This is a genomic window from Delftia sp. PX-1, assembly GCF_055797465.1.
In genome coordinates, this window is the sequence record NZ_CP184763.1 from 947,326 (window position 1) to 964,539 (window position 17,214).

Consider the following 17,214-nt stretch of genomic DNA (forward strand, 5'->3'; position numbering starts at 1 on the left):
CATGATGGGTATTGAGTGGTTGGGTTGAATTTGTAAAATTATGCAATCCTGATCTTTTTGTCATATCTCGCAGTTTTTTAGATGTTTGGGCGGCTGTTGTTGTGATCTGATATGCAAATCAGTCTGTCTTGCGGAGTAGCAACTGTCTTGGCTTATGCGGGCGATCAAGAAATTGGTCGACAACCGGACAGGCCCGGCCTCGGAAAAAAGCATCACCCGGCAGGGGCAAAAAACACGCGTTCCCATACCCACTGCCCTCTGCGCCATACTCCCGCCCGAACGCGCCCACCGGGCGCTTACCCCCAAGGAGAATGCGTGCAATCAGCAAGTGACCAGTGGTTCGACGAGGCGTACTACCAGCGCTACTACTTCGACAAGAAGACCAGCGTGGTCGACACCGAGCATGTGAACCGGCTGGGCGCTTTCGTGTGTTCCTATCTGAACTATGTGCGGGTGCCGGTGCGCCGCGTGCTGGATGTGGGCTGCGGCATCGGTCTGTGGCGCGAGGCGGTGCAGCGCCACTTCCCCGGTGCCAGCTACCACGGCGTGGAGTTCAGCGAGTACCTGTGCGGGCGCTTCGGCTGGGAGCGCGGCTCGGTGGTGGACTATGCGGCGCATGATCCTGCAGAGCCCTTCGATCTGGTGATCTGCCAGGGCGTGCTGCCCTATCTGAGCCCGCCGGATCTCAAGCGCGCGCTGGCCAATCTGGGGCGGTTGAGCCGAGGCGGTCTGTATGTGGAGGCAGTGGCGCGCGAGGATTACGAACGCGGCGTGATCGATGAGGATCTGACCGATCCGCGCCTGTTCCGCCACCGGGCCGATCTGTACCGGCGCGGGCTGGTCGAGCATTTCAAGGAACTGGGCGGCGGCGTGTGGCTGAGCCGCCGCGCCGAGCTGCCGCTGTTCGAGCTGGAAAGCGTGGGATGAGCATGGAGCTGCCTGACCAGGCTCCGGCGTCTCCGGTGCCCCTGTCCTATTTGCGTGGCGTGGATTCGGGCGTGGCGCCGCATGCGGTGTCGCGCCTGCGCACGCAGCGGCTGGCGCGCAGCACGCGGCCGTTCCTGTCGCGCGGCGGGCCGCGCGGCGAGCGCTGCGAGGGTTGCCGGCTGCGGCCTTCGCACTGCATCTGCGCGCTGCGTCCCATGCTGCCGACGCGGGCGGGTTTTTGCCTGCTGATGCACGATGCCGAGCCGCTCAAGCCCAGCAACACGGGCTGGCTGATCGCCGATGTGGTGGAGCAGACGCACGCCTTCGGCTGGGCGCGCACCGAGGCCGATGCGGGCCTGCTGGCCTTGCTCGCTGACCCGCAGTGGCAGCCCTATGTGGTGTTTCCCGGTGAGTTCGTACAGCCGCCGCAGCGCGTGGTGCACACGCTGCCGGTGCCCCAGGCCGCGGTCGTGCCGGGCCAGGAGCGGCGCCCGCTGTTCATCCTGCTGGATGCGACCTGGCCCGAGGCGCGCAAGATTTTCCGAAAGAGCCCTTACCTGGACCGCTTTCCGGTGCTGAGCCTGCACCCGGATCAGGTCTCGCAGTACCGCCTGCGCCGCTCCCAGCGCGAAGACCACTTCTGCACCAGCGAGGTGGCCGCCCTGTGCCTGGAGCTGACGGGCGATGCGGGCGACCGGCGCGCGGGCCGCGCGCTGGAGAGCTACCTGGCGCTGTTCACCGAGCACTATCTGCGCGCCAAGAGCCAGCAGCCGGTTCAGGCAGACAGTGCCGCGCACCGGGGTCTGCAGGACGCCGTCTCATCCCGCTGTACGCCTGAAGAATAAAAACGATAGCGGTGAATGCTTGTGTTCATTGGGATTGGCGTCGTTTTGTTCCAAATTGTTGACGGCACATCCATCGCCCCTGCCCGGTGTGCGCCGGCGGCTTCACGGGGTGGAACGGGCCAGGGTGCAGCGGCGCCAGCACAAACCTCCTGTTACGTTCTGGCTGCAGGGTGCCTCCCATACTCGCGGCGTGCGAAGAAAGGCGAGTGGACGGCAGGGCGGGGGCATAGGATCCCGGGCTGAATGTCCATCGAACCTCGTCCCCGGGCGGTGATGGCTAGAATTGGATTTCGCTGAAATTCATCGGCCTGGCCCCGCTCAAGCGGGGCTTGTTCGTGCACGCAGGGCTGCCCGTCGAGGTGGCCCGCATCCTCAGGGCGCGCCGCACCGCGGCACGCGGATTGCTGTTCACCGCATCCGCCGGGAACCTTGGGACGTGCCGTCTCTCTTATCGCGCTGGACCATGCGTTGCACCCTTCGGGGCCGGCTGCGCCATGGCCGCGTGCTCCATTTTCTTGGGGTTTGTTCATGGCTCGGGGCCCATTGCTCCGGCGTTGGAAAGGTGTCCGGTTTTGGTGGTCAAGGATTTCAAACTGCGCTACAACCCCGCCCTTGACGGGCTGCGGGGCGTGGCGATCCTGTTGGTGATCTTGTCGCACTCCCATGCGCCTCTGTTTGATGGCGCGTTCTTCGGGGTCGACCTGTTTTTCGTGCTCAGCGGCTATCTGATCACTTCGCTGCTGCTGATGGAGAACGATTCCGAGGGCCGCATCGGCTTCTGGCGCTTTTACCGCCGCCGCTTCTTCCGCCTGATGCCGGCGCTGGCCCTGTTTCTGGCCGCGTACTGCATCTTCGCGCCCATGCTGTGGCCGGACCTGAACGACATCTACTCCGATGCGCTGGTCTCCATCCTCTATCTGGCCGACTACGGCATCGCCTTCTTCGACAGCCCGGACACGCTGCTGCACATGTGGTCGCTGTCGGTGGAGGAGCACTTCTACCTGATCTGGCCGCCGCTGCTGGTGCTGCTGCTGCGCTTTTCCAAGCCGGGCCGCCTGTGGCGCCCCATTGCCCTGCTGTGGGCGCTGAGCTGGCTGTGGCGCGTGTACTGGGTGGACCAGGGTCAGCACTTCTATGAGATCTTCTTCCGCTTCGACACCCGCGCCTCGGGCCTGTTCGCCGGTGCGCTGCTGGCGGCGCTGATGATCGAGCGCCCGGACTTCATCGCTGCGCTGAAGGCGCGCATGCACCACGCCATGTGGGTGCCGCTGGCCGTGCCGCTGTTGATGGCGCTGCAATGGGACAACCAGGACGCCATGGTCTGGGGCATCACCGTGGTGGAGTGCGCGGCCGTTGTGCTGCTGGTGGCGGTGAGCCAGGGCTCGGGCCTGGTCTACGACATGCTGTCGTCGCCCATGCTGGTGAAGCTGGGACGCCTGTCCTATGGCGTCTATCTCTGGCACTACCCGGTGGTGCGCTATCTGCGCGCCGACTTCTCGTGGCCCGTGGTCGTGGTGCTGGGCCTGGCGATCTCGGTGGTGCTGTCGGCGCTGTCCTTCTACACCATCGAGCGCTGGGCGCTGCGCATGCGTGATGGCGAGCGCAAGGGCGGCGAGCGCCAGCCGCAGGCGCAGCCGGCCTGAATGCCGGCAGCGCGCCGAAAGCAAAAAAGGGAACGTTGGCACGTTCCCTTTTTTTGTGGGTGAAGGAGATCCGCTGCGCTCTCAGAACCCTGCGCCGGGCTGGGACAGGTACTGCAGTTCCTCGGGCGTGCTGGTGCGGCCCAGGATGGCATTGCGGTGCGGAAAGCGGCCGTAGCGCACGATGACGTCGCGGTGCCTGTGGGCGTAGTCCAGCGTGCCGGCCAGGAACTCGCGCACGCCCTCGCCGACAGCGTCACCGGCCTGGTCGGCCAGGGCCTGGAAGGCGGCCACGCTGCGGTCCTGCAGGGCCAGGTCCTCGGCATGCTCCAGCGGCAGGTAGCAGAAGATGCGCGCCACGGCAGGCAGGTCGGCATGCCGGTCATGGCCCAGGGCGATGCCGTCCAGCGCCAGCTGCAGCGCCTGCGGGTCGCCTGCAAAGCTGCGCGCCGTGCCCCGGAACAGGTTGCGCGTGAACTGGTCCAGCAACACGATCAGCGCCAGCCGCCCCAGCGCCGTGCCGGCCCAGCCGTCCAGTTGGCCGGCCAGCGCATCTTCGACCAGGGCGCCGAAGCGCTCGCGGATCTGGTTGTCGGTGGCCTCGGACTTGATGAACCACAGGTTCTTGCAGGCCAGGGCGCTTGCATTGTCGGGGCGGGTGGAGCCCAGCCAGTAGCCGAGCACGTCGGCAATGCGGGGGTCTGCGGCGGAGGAGGGTGCAATGCTGGTCATCGGGGGCCCGTGTCTGGTCGGATGAGGAAAGCTTCGATTGTGCAGGCGGTGGCGGGCCGAGGCTGTGGATGGCCGGTTCTCCGCAGATGGATAACAGTTTGTGCAGAGGTTTTTCCAACCAATATGCACAGATTTTTCAAGAGAATTTCTATTGGTTATCAACAGGTGGTGTCATTGATTTCATTGGAGGTGCTTGAAAATCAAGCGGCAATGGCATCAAGATTGCTTTCGGCAATACTGCGGAATTCCCCGGAGATGCGCGCATCCTGCGCCACGGCCCGCCAGAAGCGCCGCGCCAGTGCCTGGGCGCGCGGCCATTCGGCCAGCGTGGCGGCCGTGGGTCGCGGGGGCTGGGCGCTGAAGTCGCGCTCCACGATCTCGCCATTGATGGGCATGTAGAGCATGGGCAGCATGTCGTAGGTGGGCGACAGCGCCCAGTCGCCCTGCGGCTGCGGCAGCACGAAGGAGATGTTGCCGTAGTGCCGGTCGGTGTTGGCGATGAGTTGGCCGTAGGCCTCGAGCAGGCGCAGGCTGCGCGCATCGGTCTCGGTGATGAGGCCACGCGCCGCCAGGCGGCTGGCCGTGGCGGCCCAGTTGTCCACCTCGCCCACGTACTGGGCATTGAGCACCTGCAGGGAGACCATGCCTATGCGTCCGGGGTTGCGGTCCGGCGGCGGTGCGCAGCCCGGCTCGGGCTGGCTGCGATCGAAGCGCTCCGATTCGAGAAAGGCCCGGCCGCCATCAATGAAAAGCCGCGTGCGCGCGGCGGGCAGGCCGTCTTCGGCCAGGGTCTGCAGCGCCAGATGCTCGCAGACCAGCAGGTCGCGTATGCGCTGCTCGGCCGGCGCGTCGCCTGCCGGGGAGAACTTGACGATGACGCTGCGCCCGGCCGTGGTGCAGCAGAACTTGGGCTGCTCGCCGCCCGCCGACGAGCCCGGATGCGTGCCCTGCATGGCCTGCATGGCCAGGCGCGGATACTCGGCCGGCGACTCGGCGCGCAGCGCGCGGGCGGGCAGGGTGTGGAAGCGCTCGAACGCGGCTTCGCCCACGATGAGGTTGCCCGGCAGGTCCTCGCCGAATCGGGCCAGGGCGCGCAGCACGTCGTCCTCGCCCCATTGGCGCGGGTCGCCGCCCAACTGCAGTTCGGGATGGCTGTGCGCAAACGTGCGGCCGATGAAGCCCTGGGGCCGCATGTCGTCCAGGAACCAGGGCAGGCCGTCGTGCTGCTCGCTGAGGCCATCGGCCTCGTCCACCCAGAAGCCGCCGCCGTGCAGCGCGATCATGCGGCCGAAGGGCGATGCGTGGCCTTCGGTATCCACGCGCATGATGGCCACCTCGGCGCCTACGCCCGCCACCTGGCGCGGCAGCACATAGCGCTGCGTGCGCGCCGCACCCACCTTGCGCACCTGGCCCGACCGGATCAGCGGCGCCAGCGCGCGCGACACGGTGGGCTGGCTCACGCCCAGCATCTGCTGCAGCTCGCGCGCCGCCAGCGCACCGCCCTGGCGGCGCAGTGCCGCCAGTATCTGGGTGGAGAGGTCTTCCAAGGCCATGGGAATCAATTGATGAATGAATAAAAATAGAGAGTAATTTATTAAAAATCAATGATTTATGCAAATCAATGAATGAATATATGAATAGATTCATGCGCCGGTGGAGGGCCGTGCTCAAGGCCGCGGTAAAGCTGGGCGGGCGGGAGGGCCGGCCAGAAGGATTGGGTGAAGTTTCCGTACGGAGGGCGGTACTGCCTATGTCCGATAGGCACTCGCTGTGAAGCGACTTCGCGCAGGTGCCGGGCAACACCCACTGCAGGGACAGGGAATAGCCCCTGGCGGGACAATGCCGATCTCAAAAAACATAGCGCCATGCGTATGGCATGCATGGCGCTTCAGGGTTTCGTGTCGGGCTTTCTGGGGCTTGTGCTGTCGTGATGAATCGCCGCTTTTTGTTGATGGTCCTGGCCGCGGGCTGCAGCCTGGCTGCGACCGGATGTTCGGGAAAGTCCGGGCCTGGAAATGTCTCGATTTCGCGGCAAAGGCTGCAGGAGGTGGTGGCCCAGCGCTTTCCACGGCAATTCCCCGTGGCCGGCATGCTGCAGCTCAAGCTGCATTCGCCGGTGCTGGGATTGCTGCCCGAGCGCAACGCGCTCAATGCGGTGTTGCAGGCCGATCTGTCGGGACCCGTGCTCAAGCAAACCTATGGCGGCCATCTGAACCTGGACTTCGCGCTGCGCTACGAGCCCACGGACCGCACGCTGCGCGCCCACCAGATCAAGGTCAACAGCCTGGTCATCAACGACCTGGCCCCCGCCATGAGCGACATGATCACCACTTACGCCAGTGCCCTGGCCGAGCAGGCGCTGGGCCAGCTCGTGCTCTACCAGCTGCAGGACAAGGACCTGGCCCTGATGGACTCTCTGAACATGGAGCCCGGCGCCATCACGGTGACGCCGGACGGCCTGAGCGTGGCCCTGGTCCAGAAGCCCGTCGCGCCGCGCTGAGAGCTGTGCCGGGCGGGCGGTGCACGGTTCAGCCGTGCGCCTCCATCCGAGCGCCTCGGTAGCCGGTGCATGGCGGCGAGCGGGGAGACTGGCCATGCAATCTGCGTGGGTTGTCATGACCCGGCGGCAAAGCCGGGCCGCCATTATTTGGCGTGCCAAGCATGGCTGGGCGCCGAACGCTACGATGCAGCGGCCATCGATTTCTTGGCGAACCCGTCCAGCCTTCAAGGTGCCCCATGACTCCACAGAATCCGCTTTCCGCCTTTTCCGTCACGCGCAAGTGGCCGGCCATGCAGCCGGACCGCATCCAGCTGTATTCCCTGCCCACGCCCAACGGCGTCAAGGTGTCGATCGCTCTGGAGGAGATGGGCCTGCCGTATGAGGCGCACCGCGTGGGCTTCGAGAGCAATGACCAGCTCTCGCCCGAGTTCGTGGACACCTTTCCCAACAACAAGATCCCGGCCATCCTGGACCCGCAGGGTCCGGGCGGAAAGCCGCTGGCGCTGTTCGAGTCGGGCGCCATCCTGGTCTACCTGGCCGAGAAGTCCGGCAGCCCGCTGCTGCCCGCCGACCCGGCCGCGCGCTATGAAACGCTGCAGTGGCTGATGTTCCAGATGGGTGGCGTCGGCCCCATGTTCGGCCAGCTGGGGTTCTTCCACAAATTCGCGGGCAAGGACTTCGAGGACAAGCGCCCGCGCGACCGCTACGTGAACGAGTCCGTGCGCCTGCTGGGTGTGCTGGAGCGCCGCCTCGCAGGCCGCGCCTGGGTGATGGGCGAGCAGTTCACCATTGCCGACATCGCCCTGTGGCCCTGGGTGCGCAACATGGTGGTGGAGCAGGGCTACAACGCGGCCGAACTGCTGGGCTGGGAGCGCTTTCCCGAGCTGCAGCGCGTGCTGGCCGCCTTCGTGGCGCGCCCGGCCGTGCAAAAGGGCCTGGTGACGCCGCCGCGCAACTGAGCCGGCGGGCGTTGCATTCCTGGGCCGCACTGTCCCAGCCATGGTGGCTTTCAAAACGGGCGCGGGGGCCGCATCTGTCCGAGAATGCAGCGCCCCCTTTTTTCTTGCGGGCGCAGCCTCACAGGAGCCACGATGACCGCAGCCACCACCCCCGTCCTCCAGAGCCAGCCGCTGGGCCCGCTGTGGCCCACCATGGACCCCTTCCTGTTCTGTGCCCACCATGACGATGCCTATCCGCCCAGCGATGGCCGACTGGGCGTGCAGGCCGTGGACCTGGAAGGCCGCCAGATGGGCAGCGACTTCAGCCGCAAGGACGGCTTTTCCATGTACCACGGCGATGGCGTGCCGGGCTTTCCCGGCCATCCGCACCGTGGCTTCGAGACCGTGACCCTGGTGCGCAAGGGCCTGATCGACCATTCCGATTCGCTGGGCGCGGCCGCGCGCTTTGGCGGCGGCGACGTGCAGTGGCTCACGGCCGGCAAGGGAATCCAGCATTCGGAGATGTTCCCGCTGCTCAACAGCGACGCGCCCAATCCGCTGGAACTGTTCCAGATCTGGCTGAACCTGCCTGCGCGCTCCAAGATGGTGGAGCCGCACTTCACCATGTTCTGGAACGAACGCATCCCCCGCCTGGAGCATGCGGATGCCGCAGGCCGAAGGACCGTGGTCACCGTGGTGGCAGGCAGCCTGCCCGGCACGGCGGCCGCCCTGCCGCCGCCGCCCGAATCCTGGGCCTCGCAACCCGAGGGCGACGTGGCCATCTGGACGCTGCGCCTGGAGCCCGGCGCGCGCTGGACGCTGCCGCGCGCGGCCGGTGCGGACACGCAGCGCATGCTGTATTTCTTTGCAGGCCAGGCACTGCAGGTCGGGCCCACGGCGCTGGCACAGCATGCGGCCCTGCATGTGGATGCCACGCAGGACTGGGAGCTGCACAACAGCGGCGCCGACGCCGTGGAATGTCTGGTGCTGCAGGGCCGCCCCATTGGCGAGAGCGTGGCGCAGTACGGCCCCTTCGTGATGAACACGCAGCAGGAAATCATGCAGGCCATGCAGGACTACCGGCGTACCCAGTTCGGCGGGTGGCCCTGGGCCGAGCAGGACCCGGTGCATGGCGCAGAGAACCGGCGCTTTGCGCGCTACCCGGGCGCTGCGGCCGAGGAACAGCCGCCGGCCGCCTGAGTCCGGTCAGGCCGCGTCAGGCCGTGTCTGAGGGTGGATGAAAGCTGGCCGGCGCGGGCGTGCGCCCCAGCTCCTTGAGGATCTTCAGCGTGATGGCCATGCCGGTGTTGCCTGCGGGCACGCCGGCATAGACGGCGGTCTGCAGCAGCACTTCGCGGATGGTGTCCAGGTCCAGCGGCGCGGCCTCGGCATCGGCCGGGTCGGCCAGCAGGCCGGTGCGGATGTGCAGCTCGAACTCTTCCCAGCGGCCCATGGAGGCCGTGATGGCCAGCACCATGATGCGGCGCGTGCGGCGCTCCAGGCCGGGGCGGCTCCAGATGCCGTCCCAGGCATAGGCCGTGATCATGCGCTGGAACTCCACATTCAGTTCGTTGGCGCGCGCCACGGATTGGTCCACCCATTCATCGCCCAGCACGCGGCGGCGGTTGGCAAGGCCGCGCTGCAGGGCGTCGGCGGAAGGTTCGGTCATGGCGGGGGTTCCTGTGTCAAGCATGGGCATGGGCGTTGGCGTGGGTCTGCGGCGCTGCCAGCAGCGCCAGGCATGCATCATGCGATGCCTGCACGGCGCGTGCCGGGTCGCAGGCCCGGGCCAGCGCATCTTGCAGCGCTTGCAGAGCTGCTGCGTCCAGCCGGGGCGCGGCCCATTCGGCCAGCAGCAGGCGCAGCTCGCGCCCCTGCTCCAGCGCCTGCGGGGCCAGCAGCTCCACGGCGGCCAGGGCCTCGGGCTTGCCCGTCCAGGGCGCCATGGCGTGCACGCAGGCCTCTGAAAACACCAGTCCGTGCAGGCCCCGCACATGGCCCAGCATGCGCTGCGGATGCACCTGCAGCGACTGGGCGGCCTGGCGCAATGCGGCGGCGGCGCCATGCACATGGCGCCACAGGTCGGGCCAGTGCGCGACCTCGGCCTGCCACTCGCCCAGCGCGCGTTCATGGGCCTGGGCCATGCAGCCCAGCAGCAGGGCCGCGAGTTGGGGGATGGCCTGGGCCTGTGCCACCGCCTGCATCAGGTGCACGGGATTGCGCTTGTGCGGCATGGCGCTGGAGGTGCTGCCGCGCGGCGCCTCGGCGATCTCGCCCACCTCGTACTGCGCCATCAGCGACCAGTCCCGGGCCAGCTTGGCCAGGCTGCCGCCGCACACAGCCGCTTCCATGGCCAGGCGCATCCAGTCGTCGCGCTGCGTATGCCAGCTGCGGCCGCAGGCCGACAGGCCCAGGCGCCGGGCCAGTGCCTGCTCCACCTCGGCACGGTAGCTTCCCAGCACGGCGCCATTGCCCACGGCGCCGCCCAATTGCACGCACAGCGCAGCGGTGGCAAGCCTTTCAAACTGTTCGATGCTGCGCCCCACGGCGGCAGCCGACTGCGCGCACTTGAATCCGAAGCTGGTGATCTGCGCGGGCTGCAGCAGGCTGCGCGCCAGCATGGGCGTGGCCGCGTGCGTGCGGGCCAGGGCCTGCAGTGCGGACTGCAGCGCGTCCAGCTCGGCCAGCAGCGCCTGCAGGGCCTGCTGCGTGAGCAGGGCCTGCGCCGTGTCCACAGCGTCCTGCGTGGTCGCGCCCCAGTGCAGCCAGGGCAGGCCTTCCGGGGCTTGGGCCTGCAGCCACTGCTGCAGCGGCCGCACCACGGCCAGGCCCAGCGCGCCGCTGGCGCGTGCCTGCTCCACCACGCCTTCGCACGTGAGCGGCGCCTGCGCGCAGGCGCGCGCAATGGCCTCGGCGGCCGGGCGCGGCACCAGGCCGCAGTCGGCCTGGGCCTGGGCCAGCGCGCTCTCGAAGCGCAGCAGCGCGTCCAGCCAGCGCGCGTCTGCAAACCATTGGCCGCTGTCGGCCGGGCCCAGATAGTCCTTCACCAATGACATGCTGTCCTTGCCGGTCTCAGGCCGTGGCGCCCGAGGCCTTGATCACGGCGGCCCACTTGGCGCTCTCCACCTGGATGCGGGCCGCGTACTGCGCACCATCGCCCAGCAGCGGCACGGCGCCCTCGATGCCCAGGCGCGACTGGAAGGATTCGGCAGACGCCACCTTGAGGATGTCGCGCCCCAGCGCGCGCACCGTCTCGGCAGGCGTGCCCCTGGGCGCGAGGATGCCGTAGGTCAGCGAGCTCTCGAAGTCGGCCAGTGCACGCACGCCGGACTCGGCCACCGTGGGCACGTCGGGCAGCTGGGGCTGGCGTTTGGCTCCGGTCACGGCCAGGGCGCGCAGCTTGCCGGCCTTCACCAGGGCCATGGCCGCGGGAATCACGCCAAAGCTGAAGTCCACATTGCCGCCCACCAGGTCGGTCAGCGACGGGGCCGTGCCCTTGTACGGCACGTGGATGGCCTTGGCGCCCAGCGCGTGGGCGAACATCTCGCCCGTCAGGTGGCCGCCCGTGCCCGAGCCGCTGGAGGCGTAGTTCATCTCGCCGCTGCGCTTGCGCATCTGCTCGGCCAGATCGGCCACGCTGCGCACGGGCGAGGAAGCCGGCACGACCAGCAGCAGGGCCGACGAGGCGAACATGGCCACCGGCTGCAGATCGGTGGCCGCATTGAACTTGAGGCCCGGATACAGCGAGGGATTGATGGACACCGTGCCCGTATGGCCCAGCAGCCAGGTGCCGCCGTCGCCGGCCGCACGCACCACGGCTTCCGTGCCCAGATTGCCGCCCGCGCCGGCCTTGTTCTCCACGATCATCCCGTAGCCGAAGGACTCGTTGAGGCCATGCGCCATCTGCCGCGCGAACACATCGTTGCCGCCGCCCGGCGCAAACGGCACCACCAGGCGGCTGCCGCGCTTTTGGGCCCAGGCCGGCAGCGCATAGGCGGCCAGCGCGGCGGCGGCGGTGGACAGCCACATCCGGCGCGGCAAAGAGGTCTGAGAGGCTTGAGCGGTTTGAGAGGTGGGCCGGGAATCCATGCGTCTGTCTCCTGAAATAGTCGTTGTCACGCAGTGTGGTGCAGCGCAGCCTGGGAAAACAGCAGTTGCATCTGCGTTGTGATTCAAGAAAATGTGTGAAATGGAAGTGAGATACATACACAATTTCTTGAGAGTGGTGGACGCCGGCTCCATGTCCGAAGCCGCTCGCCAGCTGGATCTGAGCCCCTCGGCCATTGCCCAGCAGATGCGCGTGCTGGAGGGCGAGCTGGGCGCGCCGCTGCTGGTGCGCCATGGCCGCAGCGTGCGCGCCACCGAGGCGGGCGAGCGGCTGTTCGAGCGCGGCCGCCAGCTGCTGCAGGACTTCGAGGGCCTGCGCGAATGGGTGGCCTCGGACGCGGACGGCGGCGAGCTGCGGCTGGGCACCGTGAACACGGCGCTGCACGGCTTTGTGCCCGCCGTGATGCGGGCCTTCGTGGCGCGCCACGCCGAGGTGCGCATCAGCGTGCGCGCCGGCCTTACGCCCGAGCTGTACACGGCCCTGGTCCAGTCCGAGCTGGACGTGCTGATCTGCCTGCAACCCTCGTTCGACCTGCCCAAGACCGTGTGCTGGGCCGAGCTGCGCCAGGAGCCATTGGTCGTGCTGTGCCGCGCTCGCGACGCGCAGCAGGACCCGCTGGCCCTGCTGCGCACCCGGCCCCTGGTGCGCTACGACCGCTCCCTGGCCGGTGGCCGGCTGGCCGACCGCTATCTGCGCTCCCAGGGCATTGCGCCGCTGGAGCGCATGGAGCTGAACTCGGTGCTGGCGGTGGCCATGATGGTGGACCAGGGGCTGGGCGTGGGCCTGGTGCCCGACATCGGCCCCGTGCTCTCCCAGGGCCGCGACGTGCGCGTGCTGGCGCTGCCCGATCAGGCCGGCGGCGAGGGCCCTCGTCCTGCCGACGCGCGCAAGGTCGGCCTGCTGTGGCTGAACACCTCGGCCCGCGCGCGCTGGGCGCGCAGCCTGCTCGAATGCGCGCGCGAGTGCCTGGGCTGAGGCTGGGCAGCCGGTGAACCCCCGGTCCCGACGCTGGAATGCCCCAGGTCGCCGACAATGGCGGCTTTGCGCGGCGCGCCTTTTGCGCTGCGGTTTTCCAAGGCCTTTGCCATGAACATCACCAAAGACACCGCCGTCACCATCAACTACAAGATCACCGACAAGCTGGGCAAGCTGCTCGACAAGGGCGATGTGGCCTATCTGCATGGCGGCTACGACAACATCTTCGCCAAGGTGGAAGCCGCCCTGGACGGCAAGACCGTGGGCGACACGCTGACCGTGGACCTGGCCGTGGAAGACGCCTTCGGCGCGCGCGACGAGAGCCTGACCCGCACCATCCCCAAGGGCGAGTTCCCGCCCGGCGTGAAGGTGGGCGGCCAGCTGCGCGGCACGGATGACCAGGGCCAGCCCCAGATCTACCACGTGGTCAAGATCAAGGGCCCCGTGGTGCTGCTGGACGGCAACCACCCGCTGGCCGGCATGGCGCTGCACTTTGCCTGCAAGGTCACCGAAGTGCGCGCGGCCAAGCCCGAGGAAATCGAGCACCGCCACGTGCACGGCGGCCACGGCCACCACCATTGAGAGGCAGGGCCGGGATACACCCGGTCCGCACGGCTACGCAGAGCACAAAGGCCGCCTGGCATGCCCGGCGGCCTTTGTGCTTTGCGACTAGACCGCCTCCAGCGCCAGCAGCGCCGTGGCGGTGTTGGAGATCGGTATGTGGTAGTTGCCGTGCACGCGGCGCACGCCGGGCGCAGCCGCGGACAGGGCGCCGCGCATGGCCAGCCACATCAGCAGTTCCACGCCCTGGGTGCCGGTCTTTTCCACGAGTTCATGCACGCTGAACTGCGTGGCCCATTCGGGATTGGTGGCCATGCTTTCAAGGAACTGCAGGTCGAAGGCCTTGTTGATGAAGCCCGCGCGCTCGCCATCGAGCTGGTGCGACAGGCCCCCTGAGGCAATGACGGCCACGCGCTGGTCGCTGTTCCAGCGCGCAATCGCCCGGCCCACGGCCTGGCCCAGCGCATAGCAGCGGCGCGCCGAGGGCAGCGGGAACTGCACGGTATTGATGCACACCGGCACGACGGCCACCGGGCAGTCGCCCTCGGGCCAGAACAGCTTGAGCGGCAGCGTGCAGGCATGGTCCACCAGCATCTCCTGGCAGCTGACCACATCGAAGTCCTCGCCCACCAGGGACTCGATCAGGTGCCATGACAGCTCCGCGTGGCCGCGCAGCGGTGCCAGCGTGGGAATGCCCCAGCCTTCGTCGGCGTTGCAGTAGCGCTCGGCCGCGCCCACGGCGAAGGTGGGCATCTTGTCGAGGAAGAAGTTCAGGCCGTGGTCGTTGTAGAACACCACCACCACGTCGGGGCGCTGGGCGGCCAGCCATTCGCGGATGGGCGGAAAGCCGTCGAAGAAGGGCTTCCAGTACGGCTCGTTCTGCAGGCCCTTGTGGATGGCGTTGCCGATGGCGGGAATGTGCGAGGTGCCGAGGCCGCCGATGAGATGTGCCATGGTGGGTGTCTCCTGTACTGTGTCTTGCGTGTGGTCTGCGGCGGGGCTCAGGCGTGCGAGCGCAGCAGGGCCTGGAACTCGGCCTTGGTCATGCCGGTCTGCTGGGCGCCTATGTCCTGCATGTCCAGGTGGAAGATGCCGGCCAGCTTGGCCAGGTAGTAGGCGTTGCCGCCGGCCGCGATCATCTGCAGCACGTTGCGCGCGCGCACGGCCTCGGCCTGCTCCTGGTTCAGCCCGTAGCTGCGCATATAGGCCTCCTCGTCGGCCAGGAAGGCCTGGCGGTTGGCCAGCTCGTTGAAGGAAAAGCACATGCTGTTGAGCGCATAGCCCTTGCGGGCCTGCCTGCCGTCGAACAGGGTGGTGCCGGGAATCTGCGGCTGATCGGCCATGTTTTGTCTCCGGTATTTGCGTTGGATCAGCGGCAGTGTCCGGCCCGCGTTGCCAAAGATAAAGCGGCGGCCAATCATGGAATGCATGAGACAAATCGATGGATCGCAGCTCGATGGCAGGCTGCTGCAACTGCTGCTGGCCGTGCTGGAGACCGGCAGCGTCACGGCGGCGGCGCAGCGCCTGGGCGTGACGCAATCGGCCGTCAGCCATCTGCTGGACAAGCTGCGCGCCATCACGGGCGACCGATTGTTCGTGCGGCAGGGGCGGGGCATTGCGCCCACGGCCCATGCACTGGCGCTGCAGGGCCCTGCGCGCGAGCTGCTGCGGCAGATGCAGCAGTTCGGCCAGGGGCCCAGCTTTGACCCCGCGCACTGGCGTGCCGAGATCACCATTGCCGCCAACGACCTGCAGCGCGAGCTGCTGCTGCCCGCACTGGCCCGGCGCCTGCGCTCAGCCGCGCCCCGGACGGTGCTGCGCGTGATCGACAGCGGCGCGCCCGATGCCGAACTGCTGCGCTCGGACGCCTGCCTGCTGGCCATCAGCCCGCGCCCGCCCGATGCCACGGACATCGTGCAAAAGCGCCTGTTCAGCGATGAGTACGCCGTCTTCTATGACAGCGCCGTGCGACAGCCGCCGGCCAGCCTGGCCGACTATCTGCAGGCCGACCACGCCACCGTGGCCTATGCCGACCGCCAGGCGCTGGACCTGGACCTGCAACTGCAGGCGCGCGGGCTGGAGCGCCGCTTTGCCGTGCGCGTGCCGGGCTTTGCGGCGCTGGCCGCCTTCGTGCGCGGCACGCCGCTGCTGGCGACGGCGCCATCGCTGCTGGGCCGCACGGCCCTGTCATCGCTGGCCAGCGTTGCGGTGCCCGTGGACTGCCCGCCGCTGCCCATGTTCATGATCTGGCACGCGCGCCACCAAGCCGATCCCGCCCATGCGTGGCTGCGCGGGCAGTTGCAGCAAGTGGTGGCGCAGGCGCTTGGCGGCGCCGGGCCGTCAATGCCTGCGAAGCAAGGCGCGGCGCAGCAGGCGCGCTGCGCGGTTGCGGATCTGGAAGGGGCTGTGGCTCACGGCCGGGCTCACGCGGGCGCGTGAGCAGGCGGCCAGGAAGTCGCGCAGCAGCACGCTGTCATCCAGCGTGCTGGTGTCGGGGTTGCGGAACTGGAATTCGGGGTGCCACTGCGTGGCCGCGATATAGCTCTTGAGCGTGCCGGGCTTGCGGAAGATGGCCTCGGGAATGCGGTCGGGCAGGCTCCAGGCCTCCACATCGAACTCGGGCGCCACGTCCTTGATGCCCTGGTGGTGGATGCTGTTGACGCGTGCGCGGTCCAGCGTGGGATACAGCGCCTCCAGCCGGCTGCCGGGCACGATGGCGATGTCGTGGTAGTGGCGGTCGTACTCGGTGGGATTGCGGTGCAGCTGCGAGCCGGGCACCTGGGTCTCGATGTCCTGGTAGAGCGTTCCGCCGAAGGCCACGTTGATCAGCTGCAGACCGCGGCAGACGCCGAAGATGGGCTTGCCGGCCTGGGAAAACGCCTCGACCACGGCCAGGTCGTAGAGATCGCGCACGCGGTCGCCCAGCCATTCGGGTCGCATGGGTTCCTCGCCATAGCTGCCGGGCCAGACGTCGGCGCCGCCATGCATGACCACCCCATCCAGCCATTCGGCATAGTGCTCCAGCGTCACGTCGCCACGTGCGGTCTCGCCTGTGGGGCAGGGCACCATCACCACCATGGCGCCGGCCGACATGATCCAGTGCGCTATCGATTGCTCCACGTACTGCAGCGTCTTGCCCGTGAAAAGCGGACGCTGCGGGTCCGCATGGGAGAAACAGGCCGAAAGGCCGATCTTGAGGCGGCGTGAGGCAAGTGGGCTCATGGGGTGGTGGGCAAGGGGAAAGTCCTGATGGTCACGTTGTAAGCCCAATCGTGCCTGCGACCTGTAGGAAGGGGTTGAACGCCCGCGACCGGCGCAGGGCCATCACCGCAAATAGGTGTAGGTGAATGCAAGAGTTGTCTTGAGGCATCTCAAGCTTCTTCAGCGCGCTGAACCCGGCGTCGCCCCTCTGGGTGTAGCCTGTAGGCAGGGTGGGGACTGCGGATGCTGCAGTGCGAAAAACCTGACGACGCAGGGTGCGACTTGCTGTGCAGGCAGCCCGCATGGCGTTACGATGGTTTCGCCAGTTCATCAATGGCCCCGACAACCCCGCCGCGCCGGTGGTGCGGCTTTTGGCGACTAGGAGGATATGCATGCAAGTTCAGGTTCATGCCGACGATTCGATCCAGGGTGGCGAGTCCTTGGCGCAATGGGCGCAGGAAGAAATCAACGCCAAGCTGGCGAGATTGAAGGACTATGTGGTGCGCGTGGAGGTGTTCCTCACGGGTGTCGATGCGCTCAAGACCTCGGGGGCTCCCGGCAAGCGCTGCGTTCTGGAGACCCGGGCCAATGGACGCCCGCCGATCGCCGTGAACGCCGAGGCCGAGAAGGTCAAGGACGCCTTCAACGCCGCCATCGATAAGCTGAAGCGGGCGGTGGAAACCGATCTGGGCAAGCTCAAGGACAAGCATGGCCGCGAGAGCGTGCGCGGCGTGGAAGATGGCACCGAGGTGGATGCGGCCAGCCCGGCCTGACCCTCGAGACTCCC

The 17,214-nt window shown here is 67.7% G+C and carries 18 protein-coding genes; 10 read left to right on the plus strand and 8 right to left on the minus strand.

Annotation, left to right across the window (positions count from 1 at the left end):
- Positions 1-315: 315 nt before the first annotated feature.
- The 3 genes from ACN20X_RS04375 (at position 316) to ACN20X_RS04385 (ending at position 3,415) form a co-directional block, all read left to right on the plus strand.
- The gene (locus tag ACN20X_RS04375) at positions 316-927 is read left to right on the plus strand and encodes a class I SAM-dependent DNA methyltransferase (protein WP_133074004.1); all 612 of its coding nucleotides are present in this window, start codon (positions 316-318) and stop codon (positions 925-927) included.
- Positions 924-1,772, plus strand: a complete 849-nt coding sequence (locus ACN20X_RS04380) for a tRNA-uridine aminocarboxypropyltransferase (RefSeq protein ID WP_473210318.1) — start codon at positions 924-926, stop codon at positions 1,770-1,772. The genes ACN20X_RS04375 and ACN20X_RS04380 overlap by 4 nt, the downstream gene beginning before the upstream one ends.
- A gap of 494 nt (positions 1,773-2,266) precedes the next feature.
- Positions 2,267-3,415 carry an acyltransferase family protein gene (locus ACN20X_RS04385; RefSeq protein ID WP_016449864.1) on the plus strand — a complete coding sequence of 383 codons (1,149 nt, stop codon included), beginning with the start codon at positions 2,267-2,269 and terminating at the stop codon, positions 3,413-3,415.
- An 81-nt stretch (positions 3,416-3,496) separates the two neighbouring features.
- Here the strand turns inward: ACN20X_RS04385 and ACN20X_RS04390 are convergent, their stop codons facing one another.
- Complete coding sequence (locus tag ACN20X_RS04390) at positions 3,497-4,144, minus strand: DUF924 family protein (RefSeq protein WP_016452078.1); 648 nt, start codon at positions 4,142-4,144, stop codon at positions 3,497-3,499.
- Positions 4,145-4,344: 200 nt separating this feature from the next.
- The gene (gene yjjJ / locus ACN20X_RS04395) at positions 4,345-5,697 is read right to left on the minus strand and encodes a type II toxin-antitoxin system HipA family toxin YjjJ (RefSeq protein WP_016452077.1); all 1,353 of its coding nucleotides are present in this window, start codon (positions 5,695-5,697) and stop codon (positions 4,345-4,347) included.
- Between the two features lie 497 nt (positions 5,698-6,194).
- Here yjjJ and ACN20X_RS04400 point away from each other — a divergent pair, with 497 nt between their 5' ends.
- From ACN20X_RS04400 to ACN20X_RS04410, 3 genes are all read left to right on the plus strand, one after another.
- A complete protein-coding gene (locus tag ACN20X_RS04400; protein ID WP_473210319.1) occupies positions 6,195-6,644 on the plus strand; it encodes a DUF1439 domain-containing protein in 450 nt (149 codons plus the stop codon).
- A 236-nt stretch (positions 6,645-6,880) separates the two neighbouring features.
- Positions 6,881-7,603: a glutathione S-transferase C-terminal domain-containing protein gene (locus ACN20X_RS04405; protein WP_016449860.1), complete on the plus strand. Its 723-nt coding sequence runs from the start codon at positions 6,881-6,883 to the stop codon at positions 7,601-7,603.
- A gap of 132 nt (positions 7,604-7,735) precedes the next feature.
- Positions 7,736-8,782: a pirin family protein gene (locus tag ACN20X_RS04410; RefSeq protein WP_012202840.1), complete on the plus strand. Its 1,047-nt coding sequence runs from the start codon at positions 7,736-7,738 to the stop codon at positions 8,780-8,782.
- A gap of 16 nt (positions 8,783-8,798) precedes the next feature.
- Here the strand turns inward: ACN20X_RS04410 and ACN20X_RS04415 are convergent, their stop codons facing one another.
- The 3 genes from ACN20X_RS04415 to ACN20X_RS04425 are packed head-to-tail and all read right to left on the minus strand — an operon-like array spanning position 8,799 to position 11,671.
- Entirely contained in the window at positions 8,799-9,251 is a 453-nt protein-coding gene (locus tag ACN20X_RS04415) for a carboxymuconolactone decarboxylase family protein (protein ID WP_016452075.1), read from the minus strand.
- Positions 9,252-9,267: 16 nt separating this feature from the next.
- Positions 9,268-10,638 (minus strand): lyase family protein, encoded by a 1,371-nt coding sequence (locus ACN20X_RS04420; protein WP_473210320.1) that lies wholly within the window; start codon positions 10,636-10,638, stop codon positions 9,268-9,270.
- A 16-nt stretch (positions 10,639-10,654) separates the two neighbouring features.
- Positions 10,655-11,671: a Bug family tripartite tricarboxylate transporter substrate binding protein gene (locus tag ACN20X_RS04425; protein ID WP_016452073.1), complete on the minus strand. Its 1,017-nt coding sequence runs from the start codon at positions 11,669-11,671 to the stop codon at positions 10,655-10,657.
- Positions 11,672-11,771: 100 nt separating this feature from the next.
- On the opposite strand from ACN20X_RS04425, the gene ACN20X_RS04430 reads away from it, so the two are divergent.
- Together ACN20X_RS04430 and ACN20X_RS04435 are read left to right on the plus strand one after the other, a co-directional pair.
- Positions 11,772-12,665, plus strand: coding sequence for a LysR family transcriptional regulator (locus ACN20X_RS04430; protein ID WP_016452072.1), 894 nt, complete (start codon positions 11,772-11,774; stop codon positions 12,663-12,665).
- Positions 12,666-12,776: 111 nt separating this feature from the next.
- A complete protein-coding gene (locus ACN20X_RS04435) occupies positions 12,777-13,247 on the plus strand; it encodes an FKBP-type peptidyl-prolyl cis-trans isomerase (RefSeq protein WP_026062580.1) in 471 nt (156 codons plus the stop codon).
- Positions 13,248-13,334: 87 nt separating this feature from the next.
- On the opposite strand, the gene ACN20X_RS04440 is transcribed toward ACN20X_RS04435, so the two are convergent.
- On the minus strand, positions 13,335-14,180 hold the full coding sequence (locus tag ACN20X_RS04440) for a class III extradiol dioxygenase family protein (protein ID WP_016449853.1): 846 nt from the start codon (positions 14,178-14,180) through the stop codon (positions 13,335-13,337).
- Positions 14,181-14,227: 47 nt separating this feature from the next.
- Positions 14,228-14,569, minus strand: coding sequence for a protocatechuate 4,5-dioxygenase subunit alpha (locus ACN20X_RS04445; protein ID WP_016449852.1), 342 nt, complete (start codon positions 14,567-14,569; stop codon positions 14,228-14,230).
- 76 nt (positions 14,570-14,645) lie between these two features.
- On the opposite strand from ACN20X_RS04445, the gene ACN20X_RS04450 reads away from it, so the two are divergent.
- Positions 14,646-15,665, plus strand: a complete 1,020-nt coding sequence (locus tag ACN20X_RS04450) for a LysR family transcriptional regulator (RefSeq protein ID WP_312840819.1) — start codon at positions 14,646-14,648, stop codon at positions 15,663-15,665.
- Here ACN20X_RS04450 and ACN20X_RS04455 read toward each other — a convergent pair.
- On the minus strand, positions 15,567-16,448 hold the full coding sequence (locus tag ACN20X_RS04455; protein ID WP_012202849.1) for a gamma-glutamyl-gamma-aminobutyrate hydrolase family protein: 882 nt from the start codon (positions 16,446-16,448) through the stop codon (positions 15,567-15,569). The two genes, ACN20X_RS04450 and ACN20X_RS04455, sit on opposite strands and share 99 nt — an antisense overlap.
- A gap of 371 nt (positions 16,449-16,819) precedes the next feature.
- Between ACN20X_RS04455 and ACN20X_RS04460 the strand changes: the two genes are divergently transcribed.
- Positions 16,820-17,200 carry an HPF/RaiA family ribosome-associated protein gene (locus ACN20X_RS04460; protein ID WP_016449850.1) on the plus strand — a complete coding sequence of 127 codons (381 nt, stop codon included), beginning with the start codon at positions 16,820-16,822 and terminating at the stop codon, positions 17,198-17,200.
- Positions 17,201-17,214: the final 14 nt, after the last annotated feature.

What these genes read in the sequence shown, in the direction of transcription:
- ACN20X_RS04380 (WP_473210318.1), top strand. Translation starts at nt 924, where the DNA reads ATGAGCATGGAGCTGCCTGACCAGGCTCCGGCGTCTCCGGTGCCCCTG.
- ACN20X_RS04385 (WP_016449864.1), top strand. Translation starts at nt 2,267, where the DNA reads ATGGCCGCGTGCTCCATTTTCTTGGGGTTTGTTCATGGCTCGGGGCCC.
- ACN20X_RS04390 (WP_016452078.1), bottom strand. Translation starts at nt 4,144, where the DNA reads ATGACCAGCATTGCACCCTCCTCCGCCGCAGACCCCCGCATTGCCGAC.
- yjjJ (WP_016452077.1), bottom strand. Translation starts at nt 5,697, where the DNA reads ATGGCCTTGGAAGACCTCTCCACCCAGATACTGGCGGCACTGCGCCGC.
- ACN20X_RS04405 (WP_016449860.1), top strand. Translation starts at nt 6,881, where the DNA reads ATGACTCCACAGAATCCGCTTTCCGCCTTTTCCGTCACGCGCAAGTGG.
- ACN20X_RS04410 (WP_012202840.1), top strand. Translation starts at nt 7,736, where the DNA reads ATGACCGCAGCCACCACCCCCGTCCTCCAGAGCCAGCCGCTGGGCCCG.
- ACN20X_RS04415 (WP_016452075.1), bottom strand. Translation starts at nt 9,251, where the DNA reads ATGACCGAACCTTCCGCCGACGCCCTGCAGCGCGGCCTTGCCAACCGC.
- ACN20X_RS04420 (WP_473210320.1), bottom strand. Translation starts at nt 10,638, where the DNA reads ATGTCATTGGTGAAGGACTATCTGGGCCCGGCCGACAGCGGCCAATGG.
- ACN20X_RS04425 (WP_016452073.1), bottom strand. Translation starts at nt 11,671, where the DNA reads ATGGATTCCCGGCCCACCTCTCAAACCGCTCAAGCCTCTCAGACCTCT.
- ACN20X_RS04430 (WP_016452072.1), top strand. Translation starts at nt 11,772, where the DNA reads ATGGAAGTGAGATACATACACAATTTCTTGAGAGTGGTGGACGCCGGC.
- ACN20X_RS04435 (WP_026062580.1), top strand. Translation starts at nt 12,777, where the DNA reads ATGAACATCACCAAAGACACCGCCGTCACCATCAACTACAAGATCACC.
- ACN20X_RS04440 (WP_016449853.1), bottom strand. Translation starts at nt 14,180, where the DNA reads ATGGCACATCTCATCGGCGGCCTCGGCACCTCGCACATTCCCGCCATC.
- ACN20X_RS04445 (WP_016449852.1), bottom strand. Translation starts at nt 14,569, where the DNA reads ATGGCCGATCAGCCGCAGATTCCCGGCACCACCCTGTTCGACGGCAGG.
- ACN20X_RS04450 (WP_312840819.1), top strand. Translation starts at nt 14,646, where the DNA reads ATGGAATGCATGAGACAAATCGATGGATCGCAGCTCGATGGCAGGCTG.
- ACN20X_RS04455 (WP_012202849.1), bottom strand. Translation starts at nt 16,448, where the DNA reads ATGAGCCCACTTGCCTCACGCCGCCTCAAGATCGGCCTTTCGGCCTGT.
- ACN20X_RS04460 (WP_016449850.1), top strand. Translation starts at nt 16,820, where the DNA reads ATGCAAGTTCAGGTTCATGCCGACGATTCGATCCAGGGTGGCGAGTCC.